This is a genomic window from Sorangium sp. So ce145, from assembly GCF_051525985.1.
GTDB lineage: Bacteria > Myxococcota_A > Polyangia > Polyangiales > Polyangiaceae > Sorangium > Sorangium cellulosum_B.
In genome coordinates, this window is the sequence record NZ_CP150315.1 from 2,932,019 (window position 1) to 2,945,555 (window position 13,537).

Here is a 13,537-nt window from a genome sequence, read left to right on the forward strand (position 1 = left end):
GTGGGCTCACGTCACGCGCCTCGCGAGGATCACGGCATCGACGCCCGTCCCCGCGACCGCGCGCGGCCGCTCCTCGGCCACCACGCGCTCCCACCCATTCGGATCGAGCCCGGCGGCCGCGCTCTCGACGGAGACTTGCACCTGGCTCGCCGCTGCCGTCGGCTTTCCCGTCGCGGGATCGATCGGACGGTGGCCGACCATGAACAACGCGCCGCCCGGCGCGACCCCGCTCGCCATGCGCCTCACCATGTCTTCCACCGATCCCGCGACATGAACATAGAGGCACACCACCAGATCGAAGTGGTCGCGCGGCGGCGTCCACACGGCCAGATCGCCCTCGACCCACGCGATGCGCTCGGCGATGTCCGCTCCCAACGCCTCGGCCGTCGACTGACCATGAGCGAGCGCGCTCGCGGAGAAATCGACCGCCGTGACTTTCCATCCGTGTGCGGCGAGCCACAGTGTCTCCGCTCCATGACCGCAGCCCGCGTCGAGCGCGCGCCCCGGACGAAGGCCGGCGACCTCGGCGATCAGGTGCGCGTTCGGCGGACGCTGCGCGACCTTGTCCGGGTGCTCGCGCAGCGTCTTTGTCCAGAGCTGTTCCCAGTATGCGCGGTCGAAGGTCATGCGCAGCAGGTTACGCTGCTGCGCCAGCGTGGTGCAGGCAAGTTCAACCAGCCGAGCCGTGCGCGTCCTCGCACGAGCAGGATCGCGCTATCCTCCGCCGGAGAGCCGCGCCGCGAGCTTGCCGAGCGTCTCCGGGGTGCCGCGGACCGTGACGGAGACCTCGTCGCCGTACTCCTCCCGGACCACCTGGAGCCGATCGCGCAGCTCGGCGAGCACGCCGTGGCGATCGTAGGGAATCGATACGGTCTGCTCGACGAGGTGCTGCGCGAAGAAGGCCTCGATCCGCGCCCGGAGCGCGTCGCCGTCCCGGTGATCGAGGGCGCTCATCAGGAACGCGCCCGGGTGCTCGCGGGCGAGCGCGTCGCGCTCCTCGCGACCCAGGCGGTCCGCCTTGTTGAGCAGGAGCAGCGCCGGCGTCTCCGCGGCGCCGATGTCCGCGAGGACCTGCTCCGTCACGCGGATCTGCGAGCGGAACGCTGGATCGGCGGCGTCGACCACGTGGAGCAGGAGCCACGCTTCCCGCGCCTCGGAGAGCGTGGAGTGGAACGAGGCGACCAGCGCATGGGGCAGCCGGTGGATGAACCCCACCGTGTCGGCGACGAGCACGGCCGGCGTCGCCGGGGGCGAGAGCTGGCGCACCGTCGTTCCGAGCGTCGCGAAGGGCCTGTCCTCGACGAGGACGTCGCTGCCCGTCAGCTGGCGCATGATCGACGATTTGCCCGCGTTGGTGTAGCCGACGAGCGCCACCCGGAAGCTGTCTGCGCGGGCGAGGCGGCGCTGCTCGGCGCTCTCCTTGAGCTGCTCGAGCTCCCTGCGCACCGCGGCCAGCCGGTCCCGGGCGCGCTGCTTGGCGAGCTCGACGTTCGTGTGGCCGCGGGAGGCGCGGCCGCCGCCGCCCTCGCGATCGCCGAGCGTGTGATCGTCGCGGATCCGCGGGAGCTCGTACTCGATCCGGGCGAGCTCGATCTCGAGCCTCGCCTCGCGGGTGCGGGCCCTCGACTCGAACACGCGCAGGATGACCGCGGTCCGATCGAGCACGTCGACGCCGAGCGCCGCCTGCAGGTTCCGCAGCTGGCCGGGGCTGAGCTCGTCGTCGGCGACGACGACGAGGCGCTCCGCCGGCTCGGAGGCCGCGCGGTCGGCCCGGCGCGCTTCCGGTCCCCTCGGCACCTCGCCTGTGCCGCCTGTGAGGGCGGCGAGCTCGCGGAGCTTTCCCTCGCCGAGATACGCGGGGGACGAGCGCACGCTCCTCTTCTGGACGACCTCCGCGACGGCGGTGATGTCGAGGCCGAGCAGCAGCTGCTTGAGCTCGGCGAGCGATCGATGAACATCGGCCTCTGCGGCCTCCGGGAGCTGAACGGCGATGACGATCGCCTTGTGAACAGGGGAATTGCGGCACGCGCGGGTTGAGCGCTTCGATGCAGGCATGACACGACCTCCGGCGAACACGTCCGAGGAGGCCGTCGAGCGCTGAGCAGGAGCAGATGGCGGCGAGGGCTACCGGATGGCGTCCCCCCGCGTCCGCGCGCGCATCACGCCCCCGACCTCCGACAAGGGTTCAGGGACGGGTCGACAGCGCGGCAGACCAGCGCGCCTGCGCGGAACGCGCGGGGCGCGGCGTGGGACGCGCTGTCCTGCTCAGCGCAGCCGGAGGGAGGCGGTGGCCATCGACCGAGCCTATCGTATCCGGTGACCAGGGACAACCGGCGAGCGCGCCCGCCGCACCAGCTCGGATGTCCTCCAGGAGGAAGTCGAACAGCGCCGTTCCGGTCCTGGTCCGGATGTCGCGCTTCAGCGCCTCGATCGCCGCCTGGCTGCGCTCGATCAAGCCCGCGACGATCGCGGGTCGTCCTCGACCTCCGCGTCGACGTGGGGTCGGTCACCCCGGCGGCGGCCGGAGCCGGCTTGCCTTCGCCCCTCCCGCTCGGTAGCGTCGGTCCCGGGTAGATTCTCGTGCCGGCCCCGATCGTCGTCGACATCGCGTCGGGCCCTGCCGTGCATGGCGAGCTCCCGGCGCTCCTCATCGAGGCGTGCTCCCGCGCCGCCGGCGGCGGCGGGTGCGCGCTCGGCGACCCGAAGCGCGCCGGGACCCCGGTCCGGGCGCTCGCCGTCGTCTGGCTGGACGGCCCGGACTACCGCCGCCTGCGGGTCGACGTCGCCTCCGTCGGCGCCCCGGAAGGCACGCTGTGGTCGCGCGAGATCGAGTTCCGCGAGGAGGATCCGGTGCCCGACCGCTACCGCACCGCGGGGCTCCTTGTCGCGGCCCTGGCGTCGGAGCGCGCCGGCGCCCCGGCGTCGCCCGAGCCGACCGGCGCGGCCGCGGCCGGCATCGAGCCGGCGGCCGCCGCGCCGCCGCCGCGCCCGCTGGGCTGGTTCCTCGCCGCCGGCGGGCTCGTCGGCAACGGGCTCGATCGTGGCCCCGCCGGCGTCGTGGGCCCCGCCCGCGCCGGCGCCTGGGTCATGGCCACGGCGCTCGACCGGCGCTCGGGGTTCTTCGGGACCCTCTCGGCGTCCTATGCCACGGCCCTGCGCGAGCCGGCCCCGGGGCTGTCCGTCCAGTGGCTCGCGCTCGGGGGCGGCGGCGGCATCGCCGCGCCCATCGCGCCGCTCGACGCGCTCGTCCGGGCGAGGATCGAGGCCGCCGCCGACTGGGTGATCGCCTCCCCGGGCGACCCGAAGAAGCCCGAAGAGACAGGGCACGGGTGGGCCATCGGGACGCGCACGGCGATCGACCTCGTATGGCCGGCCGAGGGCAGCGTGGCCCTCCTCGGGAGCGCCGAGGCGTTCGTGCGGATCCATCAGACCGACCTCCGCGTCCGCCCGAAGCCCGAGGCGACGCTGCCGAAGGGCGGCGTCACGGGGATGCTGGGGGTGCAGCTGCGCCTGCGCTGATTCCGCGTGTCAGAAAACTCGCCAGGATTCCGCCACGGTGTCGAACCGTCGCGATCCGTTACTTTCGGCGGGATTTCGGGAGGGCGTGACGACGGATCGCACCCCCTCGGACGGCATGGACCCAACCCGGGCCCAACCGCCGAGCCCTGGGCCCGGGGAGTTCGCGACGGTCGATCCATCGCCTCGAGCCGCCGTGGTTGCGTCGCTCGCCGCCACCCTGAGCCGAGCCGTCGCCCTCGGGGACGCGGAGGCAGCCCGGGTCGTGCACGAGGCGATCGGTCAGCTGCTCGGGCTGCCGGTGGCACCGGAACGGTGAGCAAGCTTGGGGCTCGGTGATCGGGATCATTGGCGTGGACAGCTCCGCTAGCCGGCTCTGCTGCACCCGGATGATCTCCTCCTGCAACGCTGCGCGCTCGCGCTCTCGCGTTCTCGCGCGCCGACATATCGAGCGCGAGCCGGGTGCCCAGGACGGGGTGTTGTTCGGCGTGCTGACCCGCATCTTCGTCGAGAGCGTGGAGCGGTTCTACGAAGAGCGCGGTGCGCGCCGAGGCTTCAGCGGCGCGGTCAAGAGCGGCGCGGTGACCGTCGTGCAACGCACGTCCGGCGACAATCGTGCGACCGACTTGATTCAGTCACCCGTGCGCTGTATCGAGCCGTTCATGGCGCGAAAAGGCTTCGTCTTGTGTTTCGTCGTCGTCGCAGCGACGCTTTCTTGCGGCAAGTCCGAGGACGACGCCTCCGAATCGGGCAAGGGAGGGTCGGCGGTGGCGAGCAACGCCGCCGGGAGCGGCGGCAGTGGAAACACGTCGAGCGGGGGTTCCGGAACGGGCGACGCCGGGTCATCCTCGCAAGGCAACCCGGATCCCATCCTGTGCGGCGGCGCCTACCCGAGCGAGTGCGCTGACGGCAAGTTGTGCCTCTTCGATTCCGGGTGCGGCACGGTCGGGCATTGCGTGCGAAAGCCCGAGGGGTGCGACGGCAACTACGCGCCCGTCTGCGGCTGCGACGGCACGACGTACAGCAACGACTGCGAGGCGCGCACGGCCGGAGTCACGCCGAACGGCGGCGGCGAGTGCGGGTCGCTCTTCGATTGTGGCCCATACCGCTGCGACCCCGGGAGCTACTGCGTCGACAAGGCCGACGACGCGGACGGCCCCTGGCGTTACGCGTGCATCGCGTTGCCTTCCACCTGTAACGGCGTTGCCTCTTGCGATTGCGTCGCCGACGTGGGCGGCTGCTTCACGGGCTTCACGTGCATGCCGAGCGGTGGCAGCATCACGCTTACTTGCGAGTGACGCATCACCTTCCTGGCGGAAGAGGCTCGCTCGGCCCAGGACCGAGCCATCACGACGCTCGCGGCCCCATCCTTTCGGTTTGCTGCGCTACACTTCTTCGCGCTGCGATCCGGCTTCTTCTACCTACGCGCCGATTCCCCGGTGGCGCCGATGATCCAGAATCTTTTGGGCGTGTTATCGCGTAGGCGGCGGACGTCTTCCGCGACGTCCCGGCCGACCGGTGGGACCTGCGTTGCTCGAGGGGTACATGCGCGGCCGCCAGTTCGTCGTGGGCGACGGCGTCACCGTCGCCGACTTCGTGCTCGCCTACACGCTCGACTGGGGCAACGAGGTCAAGCCGCTGGGCGATTGCCCCGCACTTCTCTCTTACATGGAGCGAATGTACGCTCGCCCCAACGCGCCGCCGCGCATCGCCCAGGCCCTGGCGAGCATCGCGGCCAAGTAGGTCGCCCTCATCGCCCAGGGGCAATCCACGTAGACGCCGTCGCATGGCGCACATCGACGGCCGAGAGCGTCGCCCGCGCGTTCTCGTTCAGCGCGCCGTCGGGCTGCCTCCGGGGCGCGAGGAACTGCCAGAGGCTAGCTGTGCTAGCCTGGCGGCGATGGCCGACGTCAAGGACAAGTTGCTCGCCGTAGCGTACCGGGTACTCGAGAGCGAAGGCCCAGCGGCGCTCACGACGCGGCGGGTGTGCGAGGAGGCCGGCGTGACGATGCCGACCCTCTACCACCACTTCGGCAACCGGGACGGGCTCGTGGCTGCGGTCCACGCCGTCGCGCTCGAGAAGTTCATGGCGAAGAAACGGGCGCTCACGCCGACAGACGACCCCGTCGCGGATCTCCGCAGGGGCTGCGAGCACGTGCTCGAATTCGTGCAGGCCCACCCCTCCGTCACGGCCGCGTTGATGGCGCGCGGCATCGAGCAGCCGTCGATATTCGAACCCAGCTACGCCCTGATGCGGCACCGCCTCGAGCGTTGCGCCAGGGCGGGCGCCCTGCGCGTGCCGATCGAGCGCGCTGCCGAGCACGTCTGGGCCGTCGTCCAGGGCCTCGCGCTCAGCATCGTCGCGAGCCCTTCCGGCGCACCACCGAGCCGCGCCACCTCGGCGGGGGCGCTCGACGCGGTGTTCCAAGCGATCGCCGACCAATTGTAGCGACGCTATAGACAATCCGTGTAGCGATGCTATAGATGATCCTGGAGGGCGCGCCGGAGCGGGCCCGAACAGGAGCGATTCGTCATGGCAGAGACCGTGTTCGTCACCGGAGGCAGTGGCTTCGTGGGCCGCGCCATCGTCCGTGCGCTCATCGCGCGTGAGTACCGCGTCCGTGCCCTCGCGCGAAGCGCCGCCAGCGCTGCCAAACTCGCCGCTCTCGGCGCCGAGCCCGTCCGCGGCGACCTCCACGACGCCGCCGCGCTCACCGAGGGCTGCACGGGCGCCGCGGTCGTAGTGCACGCGGCCGCGTCCCTCACCTCGGCCCTGCGCTGGGGCGAGCACGCCCGCACCAACGTCGAGGGCACCGGCGGCTTGCTCGCAGCGGCGCGCGCGGCCGGCGTCCGCCGCTTCATCTACCTCGGGGCTGCGTCGGTTGTCATCGAGGGCTCTCGGCCGAGCGAAGGGGACGAGGACGCTCTGCCGCCCAGGGTCGACCGCTCCTTGCCGTACAGCGCGACGAAAGCGCTCGCCGAGGCGATGGTGCTCGAGGCAGACAGCCCCGCGATGCGCACCGTGAGCCTCCGCCCACCGATGATCTGGGGCCCGGACGCGCAGACCCTTGATATCATCGCGGAGGCCTTCCGCGCCGGGCGCTTCGCCTACGTCGGCGGGGGCAAACACCTCTACAGCGTCGCCCACGTCGACAATGTCGCCGAAGCGGTGAGCTGCGCAGTGCGCAGTGACGTCGGCGGGCGCGCGTATTTCGTGACCGACGACGAGGTCACGCCGATGCGCACCTTCTTGGCGGAGCTCATGGCGACGCGCGGCGTGGACGCGAAGGCCTGGTCCGTACCCTTCCCCCTGGCGGTGCTGTTCGGGTGGCTCCTCACCAACCTCTTCGGGTGGTTCGCGCCGCGACGGCGCCCACCGCTCACCCTCGAGGACGTGCGGCTCCTCGGGCAAACGCTTCACCTCTCGTCTGCTCGGGCGAAGAAGGAGATTGGCTACCGCGCCGTGCGGAGCCGCGCGGAAGGCCTCGCCGCGCTCCGGGCCCATGGCAGCGCCGTTCGGCGGAGCGGCGAGAGCCCCGCGCTCGCGCATTGAGGCGCGGTCGGTGCCTGTACTGGTTCTCCGTGAGGGTGACAGCGGCTGGCAGAGAATAAGAGAGAAGATGGAGAAGGCAAGAGGGCGCACGGTGGCGAGAGCTAGCTGCCATCGCGCCGAGGAGAATGCCACCGCGCTCGCTTCGGGCAACGTCGCGCCCTCGCCATCCTCGCGGTGCTCGGCAAGCGCCTGCGGGCGGCTGCGGGCGGCTGCGGGCGCTCGGTTGCCCTGCATTGCGCGCGGCGGCCCCGCGACAGCGCTCCGGCGCTCGCTCGCCGGCGCCGCGCTGGCAGGCGCGCTCGCCTGGGGCTCCCCCGCCCGCGCCGCGGAGACGCAGAGCCTCGCCGAGGCGGGGATAAGCCCCAACCTCGCCTGGGCCGCGTCGCAGCTCATTCCGAGCCCCACCTGGCACCTCTACGCCGACGACACGCGCTTCGGCCTGCGCTGGCAGCTCACCCCGCTGCTCTACTCCTTCGGCAGAAATCGGAGGCTGTCTCCCTGGCGCAGCCTCCTCGCCGAGCCGCTCGCGCGGCATGCCGGAGCGCTCGAGATCCATGTCACGCCCGAATACCTCTTCTCCGGCGCCGGCATCGAAGATCACGTGCAGCTGACTGGCGGTGTGCGCGCCTACTTCCCCCTGCTCCACCGCGGAGAGTACCTCTCCTGCTCGCTCGGCGGCTCCGCCTTCACGCTCGGCGGCGAGGTCGCGGCGGCGTACGAGGCCGGCCTCTACACGCTCTTCGGTGTCATCGGCGTGCAGGTCGCCTACTCTCCGACGCGCGCGCTGCGCGGGACCACGTTGACGCTCAACCTCAGGTACTTCTGACCCCATGCTCCGCGCGGCAAGCTCCACCGCTCTCATGGCGCTCCTCGCCGCCTCGGCGCTGTCCTGCAACAGCATGCCGGGGCGCATCCTGTCAGGCAACACGGGCGCGCTGTTCGGCGGCCCGGCGCCCGTCGCCAACAAGGTGCGAGAGCCCTACCGCAAAGACGCGCGCCTGGCCGTCCTCTGGGTCGGCCACGCGACGGCGCTCGTCCAGATCGACGACAAGCAGATCCTCACGGATCCGGTCTTCACCTCGACCGTGGGCCTCCTCTCCGCGCGGCTCGTCGAGCCGGGCCTGGACCCGGAGCACGTGCCGCCCCTCTCGGCGGTGCTGGTCTCGCACACGCACTTCGATCACCTGTCGCTCGGCTCGCTCGAGATGATCGAGGAGAAGACACCGGTGCTCTTTGTCCCCCGCGGCGCCCTCCCCTACGTGCCCGATTTCGCGTTCGACACGATCGAGCTCGCCACGTGGCAGCGCTGGGAGCACGACGGGCTGCGGATCACCGCCGTCCCGGTGAAGCACGGGGGAGGCCGCTACGGAGTCGACATCGCCCTCGGCTGGGGTGGATTCACGGGGTACGTCGTGGAATATCATGGGGTCACTGTCTACTTCGGCGGGGACACCGCTTACGATCGCAAGGTGTTCACGGAGACGCGGGCGCGGTTCCCCGCGATCGATCTCGCGCTGATGCCGATCGCGCCGATCGGGCCGCGCGATTTCATGCACTCGCGCCACGTGGACCCGGCAGAGGCGCTAGAGGCCTGCGAAGAGTTGGGCGCGAAATGGGTGGTGCCGATCCATTTCGACACGTTCATCAACTCCTCGGACGAGCCCGGCCAGGCGCTCTCCGAGCTCAAGCGCGTGATGGTGGCCCGGCGGATCGCGCCTGGGAAGGTCCACATCCTCGCGCCGGGAGAGCAACGGATCTTGCTCGGCCGCTAGGATCGAGCGCCGGAGGGAGGTCGCTCCTACGCGCTCGCGAACGGCAACACGAGGCTGAACGTCGTCCCGACATCGAGCTCGATCCGGACGTCGATCATTCCGCCATACAGCGTGACGAGCCGCTCGACCATGCTCAGGCCCAGGCCCGTGCCGGAGCCCTGCCTCCACCATCGTCCTCTCCCCGCACCACGCTCGGCAGTCACCCCGGCGGCTTGCACCTCGCTGCATGAAGCGCCGTCTCTCCCCAGCCGCCACGTCCAGCGCATGCGTCGAGGCCGCGCGCAAAGAGGCCTTCGACACGGCCTTCTGCCTCTCTACCGACGCCACCGGGGTCTCCGTCCAGCCTCGGCCTATCCAGGAGCGCAAGGACAAGAAGCCTGGACCGTGCCGCAAAGGACACTTCTTCGTCGTCCTCGCGGACAAGATCACGTCTTTTGCGAGTACCAGCCCAAGCACACCAGCGCTGCGGCCTGCGAGATGTTCCGCGGCTTCTCGGGGTACATCCAAGCCGACGCCCACGCGCTCTACGACGCCCTGTTCCGCGGCACGTCCCCAAGGGGCGCTCGTGCCGACGAGGGACGTGGACCGCCGCCGACCGAGGTCGGCCTACTGCGCCCTCGAGAAGGACACGCTCCACGTCGGCGCCACCTCGGCGATGATCTCCCTGAACCGCGGCGGGATGTCCGAGAGCTCCGTCATCTGGTGGATCGTGAGCACCTCGGCGCTCCCGAGCCCGACGGGGCAGCGCAGCGCCCAGGCGATCGCCTCTTCCTTCGAGCCCACCTCGATCAGGTAGAAGCCGCCGACGAGCTCCTTCGACTCGGCGAAGGGCCCGTCGAGCAGGACGCGCTTCCCCCCCGAAATCCCGACGCGCGCGCGCGCCCCTGCGGGATTGAGGCCCTCGGACGCGATCAGCACGCCGGCCTTCTGCATGTCTTCGTTGTATTTCATGTACGCGGCGAACAGCGCCTCGTCCGGGGGCGCATCCGCCGCTGCCTGTGCGTCGTGCTTGGCGTCGTCGGTCGCCCGTGTCGCGGTGATCATGAATCGCATCGTCGAGTTTCCTTCCGGTTCGAAGAGGAGCGCCCCGGCGGCGTCGACCGCCCGGCCCCGCCTCCACCGTCACGACGAACGGGCGACCGCGCGATCGACACGCGGGGCGATCTTTTTTAGATTACACCTAAGACTTCGTAGTCACGAGGTTTTCTTCTGGCGGGCGGAGCTGGACGGTGGACCTCCTCTGGGGAGGGCTCGGGCTGCGCGACCGTCGGGTGCGCGCGCTGCTTTCGGCGACGCCGCCCTCCGACCGATGAGAGCACAAAAACAGCTGGCAGCTCGCCGAGGCGGCCGGCGACCCGACGCCGTACGCGCTGCAGCACCTGCTCGGTCGTGCGCGCTGGGATGCAGGCGCCGTGCTCGATGACCCGCGCGCCTACGTCGTCGAGCATCTCGGCCATCGCACGGGCGTGCCGGCGCTCGACGAGACGGGCTTTTGAAGAGGGGCACGCGGTCGGCCGGCGTACAGCGGCAGTAGCTCTGCCTGCTTATCCTATCCTGAAATTATAAACTCAACGTCTGCTCGTCCGCTACGTCCTCCCGCCACTTTCGTTCGGTCAACGTGGGCGAGGTGCGCTGCGGCGTTTGGTCCAAGCTTGCTCACCCCTCCGGCGCCACCGGCAACCCGAGCAGCCGACCGATCGCCTCGTGAAGGACCCGCGTCGCCACCTCATCTCCGAGGGCGACGGCGCGGCTCAGGGTGCTGGCGAGCGAGGCGACCACCGCAGCCCGACGCGACGGCTCGGTCACGGCGAGCTCCCCAGGCCCGGGGCTTGGCCCTTGGGCCCGCGTTGGGCCCATGCCTCCCGAGGCGGTGCGATCCGTCGTCACGCCCTCCCTGAATCCCCGGGAAAGCGACGGATCGCGACGGTTCGCTTCCGCGGAATCGTCCCGCCAGGAACACCGCTCGATGACGACCGGCCGCCGGAAAATAAGCGGCCCGTCCGAGGGGCGTACGTCAGCAGCCGATCTGAAGTTGCGGGAGCTTAACTGACCGGCATTGGATCTAGGTCGATGCTCGGCGTCCCACCGAGGGGATCAATTGGGCCAATTGTAATCGTCTACGTACAACAATTGGTAGATGGGATCGCCCGTGGTGACGCATGGCTTGAGGACCACATTGGTCGGGGTAGCGCTCCCGTTGACGTCGAGGCATTGACCATTGGTCACGTTCTGCAGTTTGAACGCGCTCGAGCCGGGGGAGTCGCCGACGACGGTCCACATGAATTCATTGCCGGTCCCGCAGGCCTTGACCCGCACGTTGGAAGTCGTACCGTCGCGGTAGGCGCATTCCGTGCCCCCATCGGGGTTCCCGTTCCGCAGCCGGAAGATGCCCGTGCCGAAGGCTTCGAGGTGCCAGCGGGTCGCCGGTTGATCGGCGGAGGAATAGGCGGCTTGCAATTGGGGATCTGTTCCGGCGGGGCGGCTCAGGATGGCGGGATTCCCGCCGCGCAAAAAGAACACCGCATTGGATGTATACAGGCCGTGGATATGGCCGAACACCAAGGTGGAGCCGAGGGTTTGCCCCGATCCCCCCGTGCCGTCATCCCTGCTGCGCACGGTGAACCCCTTCGCGGTTCCGTCGAAGGGGATGAGATCGGCGAGGAAGCGCGCGCCCGAGCTCGTGGTGGGGGCATAGCCGCCCACGCTCGAGCCCACCCAGGAGGGGCTGATGGTGTAGGTCGCGGTGCCGTAGCCGGTGGTCGCCGCCGCGGTGATTTCCTTGATCATGGGATAGGTGAAGCAGCTGTCCCACTGGGGAGGGCAGGCTTTCACCCCGATCGCGTACGACTTGAGCGGATTGTCATGGGCCGGAGAGCTTCGGGCCCGGGCGCTGGCGCGCCAGGCCCTTCCGTTCGGGCCGTCCACCGGCCGCGATTCCACCAGGTACGCATCGGTGGCGGCGGTGATGCTGTCGGCCGGGTTGGTGCTGAGGACGTGCGCGCCTCCGCCGATCAGGAAGTAACCATCGTCGGAAAACCAGGACTCCGGGGTCTCGACGGTATAATTGGACGGGGGATTGACGGCGCTTGTCACGTTGTCCCTGCCTTCGGTGACCGCGGGCGTGAAGGCGGTACCGGCGGCATCGACGAGCTGCATTTGGATGACATAGGCCTGCAATTGATGGGTCGCGCCGGAGGCCCTCACCACCCAGGTCGATTTGTCATCGATCCCAAGGCGCGGGGGCGAATGGCCCGCAGGGCCCGTGCAGCCGAAGGAGTTGGCTGCCGTGAAGGAGAACGGGCTGGGAAAGGATGCCTGCAGCATGGCGCCGGGGTTGTTCTCCCCCAGGATCTGCGCGCCGCCCCCGATGCGGACCCAGCCATCGTCGGCGGTGCAATAGGCGCAATTGGTCGTCGCAGCCGCGGTGGGATCGCAGGTCTTCACCCGGATGCGGATTCTTCCGCTGCCGTCGGTGAAGTCCGTGTTCGTCATGGCGGCCGCGGTAACGAGGGTGTCCTCGGGTCCGGCGGGGGAGCCGTTTTCATCGGTGACTTGGCATCCGGTCAGCAGCCCGCCGGCCAGCAACGAGCCGGAAAGGGCGATGCGGATCCCGCGGCGCCCGGCCAAGGTCATAGAATGCAGCATGATCATAACTCCTTGGAAGATTTTACCATATATCGATGCGGTGTTGGTGGCGTCCGCGGGATCGGAAGCCTCGCATGGTGCGGAGGCGCGGCCAACGGCGGCCGCTCACGCCTCGGTTCGCGCGATGGCGTTTACTCTTCCTAGTCTCTTACGCTGATCAAGCAGCTCGACCTGAACGGCGCCTCCGGAGGCGCGTACAGTACCAATCTCCACGACGCCGACTCGGCCGCCTTCCGTGCCGAAGCGGATTTCTTGCGCGTCAGTCCCCAGCGCTTCGTCGGAAAAGCCGTCGCTCGGATCCGCGGCGCTACACGCCACGGTGGCCAGACCGAGCAGCGCGCTGACCGCGCCCGTGCGACTTCATGCAATCCCAAGGTCTACCATTTCGCTGAAACCATTCGAAGCCTTGATATTCTTCATTGGTGTATCGCTTCGGTCAATGTGTTTGGGCTCCGCTCCGGTGCTCGTGGCACGCAGATCGACACACGGGTTCTGTCGCCGATGCCCGTGAGCCAAACGATCGGCGCGGCTCGGGCTCGTGGCAGCCGTGTCGCCTGCGCGCTGGCTGCCAGGTCTGCCGGGGCGCTCGTCGTCCGGAGGCCCGATGCCTCGCGGCTGTCGTGAACGACGGTCCTCCTCGGCCGCTGCCCGGAGGTCCTCGCACGCCTCGTGCCAGATTCAGCAATGACCTGGGTCGTCCGGCCATCACGCTCCGTGTGGAAAAGGCACGGCCGAGCTGGAAATGCGGACCGATGCGCCGCTACCTGTCACGGGTTGCACCGTGACAAGTCACGGGTTGCACCGTGACAAGTCACGGGTTGCACCGTGACAAGTCACGGGCGCGGATGAGCTCGTAGCCATCCATCCCGCGCATCCCGATATCGCTCACGAGCACGTCCGGCCTCTCCAGCTCGAGCAGTCTCAGCGCCTCTTCCCCTGATCCTGCGAGCCTGACGCGCGCCTTGCGTTCTTCGATGTCGGTGCTCATCGCGTCCCGCGTCGGGCCGGTGAAGAAGCCGGTCACGTGATGGTCGGTGTTCACCCTTCACCG

Annotated in this window: 14 protein-coding genes and 1 pseudogene; 8 read left to right on the forward strand and 7 right to left on the reverse strand. The window is 69.7% G+C overall.

Annotated elements, in window-relative coordinates; all coding sequences use genetic code 11:
• Positions 1–6 precede the first annotated feature (6 nt).
• Together WMF34_RS11220 and hflX are read right to left on the reverse strand one after the other, a co-directional pair.
• A complete protein-coding gene (locus WMF34_RS11220; RefSeq protein WP_012234780.1) occupies positions 7–627 on the reverse strand; it encodes a class I SAM-dependent methyltransferase in 621 nt (206 codons plus the stop codon).
• Between the two features lie 87 nt (positions 628–714).
• Positions 715–2,055 carry a GTPase HflX gene (gene hflX / locus WMF34_RS11225; RefSeq protein ID WP_437993287.1) on the reverse strand — a complete coding sequence of 447 codons (1,341 nt, stop codon included), beginning with the start codon at positions 2,053–2,055 and terminating at the stop codon, positions 715–717.
• 525 nt (positions 2,056–2,580) lie between these two features.
• Between hflX and WMF34_RS11230 the strand changes: the two genes are divergently transcribed.
• The 7 genes from WMF34_RS11230 to WMF34_RS11260 all read left to right on the forward strand — a co-directional run bounded on the left by WMF34_RS11230 (position 2,581) and on the right by WMF34_RS11260 (position 8,841).
• On the forward strand, positions 2,581–3,519 hold the full coding sequence (locus WMF34_RS11230; protein WP_437993288.1) for a hypothetical protein: 939 nt from the start codon (positions 2,581–2,583) through the stop codon (positions 3,517–3,519).
• Positions 3,520–3,851: 332 nt separating this feature from the next.
• Positions 3,852–4,814: a hypothetical protein gene (locus tag WMF34_RS11235; RefSeq protein ID WP_437993289.1), complete on the forward strand. Its 963-nt coding sequence runs from the start codon at positions 3,852–3,854 to the stop codon at positions 4,812–4,814.
• A 220-nt stretch (positions 4,815–5,034) separates the two neighbouring features.
• Positions 5,035–5,259, forward strand: coding sequence for a glutathione binding-like protein (locus WMF34_RS11240; RefSeq protein ID WP_437993290.1), 225 nt, complete (start codon positions 5,035–5,037; stop codon positions 5,257–5,259).
• A 157-nt stretch (positions 5,260–5,416) separates the two neighbouring features.
• On the forward strand, positions 5,417–5,965 hold the full coding sequence (locus WMF34_RS11245) for a TetR/AcrR family transcriptional regulator (RefSeq protein ID WP_044964581.1): 549 nt from the start codon (positions 5,417–5,419) through the stop codon (positions 5,963–5,965).
• Between the two features lie 84 nt (positions 5,966–6,049).
• On the forward strand, positions 6,050–7,069 hold the full coding sequence (locus WMF34_RS11250) for an NAD-dependent epimerase/dehydratase family protein (RefSeq protein WP_437993291.1): 1,020 nt from the start codon (positions 6,050–6,052) through the stop codon (positions 7,067–7,069).
• Between the two features lie 223 nt (positions 7,070–7,292).
• The gene (locus WMF34_RS11255; protein WP_437993292.1) at positions 7,293–7,895 is read left to right on the forward strand and encodes a hypothetical protein; all 603 of its coding nucleotides are present in this window, start codon (positions 7,293–7,295) and stop codon (positions 7,893–7,895) included.
• 34 nt (positions 7,896–7,929) lie between these two features.
• On the forward strand, positions 7,930–8,841 hold the full coding sequence (locus WMF34_RS11260) for an MBL fold metallo-hydrolase (protein ID WP_437993293.1): 912 nt from the start codon (positions 7,930–7,932) through the stop codon (positions 8,839–8,841).
• A 26-nt stretch (positions 8,842–8,867) separates the two neighbouring features.
• Here the strand turns inward: WMF34_RS11260 and WMF34_RS11265 are convergent, their stop codons facing one another.
• Positions 8,868–9,044 carry a sensor histidine kinase gene (locus WMF34_RS11265; RefSeq protein ID WP_437993294.1) on the reverse strand — a complete coding sequence of 59 codons (177 nt, stop codon included), beginning with the start codon at positions 9,042–9,044 and terminating at the stop codon, positions 8,868–8,870.
• A gap of 403 nt (positions 9,045–9,447) precedes the next feature.
• Positions 9,448–9,894 (reverse strand): YciI family protein, encoded by a 447-nt coding sequence (locus WMF34_RS11270; protein WP_012234792.1) that lies wholly within the window; start codon positions 9,892–9,894, stop codon positions 9,448–9,450.
• A gap of 260 nt (positions 9,895–10,154) precedes the next feature.
• On the opposite strand from WMF34_RS11270, the pseudogene WMF34_RS11275 reads away from it, so the two are divergent.
• Positions 10,155–10,372 (forward strand): annotated as a pseudogene (locus tag WMF34_RS11275) (transposase); the annotation flags it as partial.
• Positions 10,373–10,497: 125 nt separating this feature from the next.
• Here the strand turns inward: WMF34_RS11275 and WMF34_RS11280 are convergent.
• The 3 genes from WMF34_RS11280 to WMF34_RS11290 all read right to left on the reverse strand — a co-directional run bounded on the left by WMF34_RS11280 (position 10,498) and on the right by WMF34_RS11290 (position 13,528).
• Positions 10,498–10,647 carry a hypothetical protein gene (locus tag WMF34_RS11280; RefSeq protein WP_173427414.1) on the reverse strand — a complete coding sequence of 50 codons (150 nt, stop codon included), beginning with the start codon at positions 10,645–10,647 and terminating at the stop codon, positions 10,498–10,500.
• Between the two features lie 288 nt (positions 10,648–10,935).
• Positions 10,936–12,492, reverse strand: coding sequence for an RICIN domain-containing protein (locus WMF34_RS11285; RefSeq protein ID WP_044964586.1), 1,557 nt, complete (start codon positions 12,490–12,492; stop codon positions 10,936–10,938).
• Positions 12,493–13,297: 805 nt separating this feature from the next.
• Entirely contained in the window at positions 13,298–13,528 is a 231-nt protein-coding gene (locus WMF34_RS11290; protein ID WP_437993295.1) for a response regulator, read from the reverse strand.
• Positions 13,529–13,537: the final 9 nt, after the last annotated feature.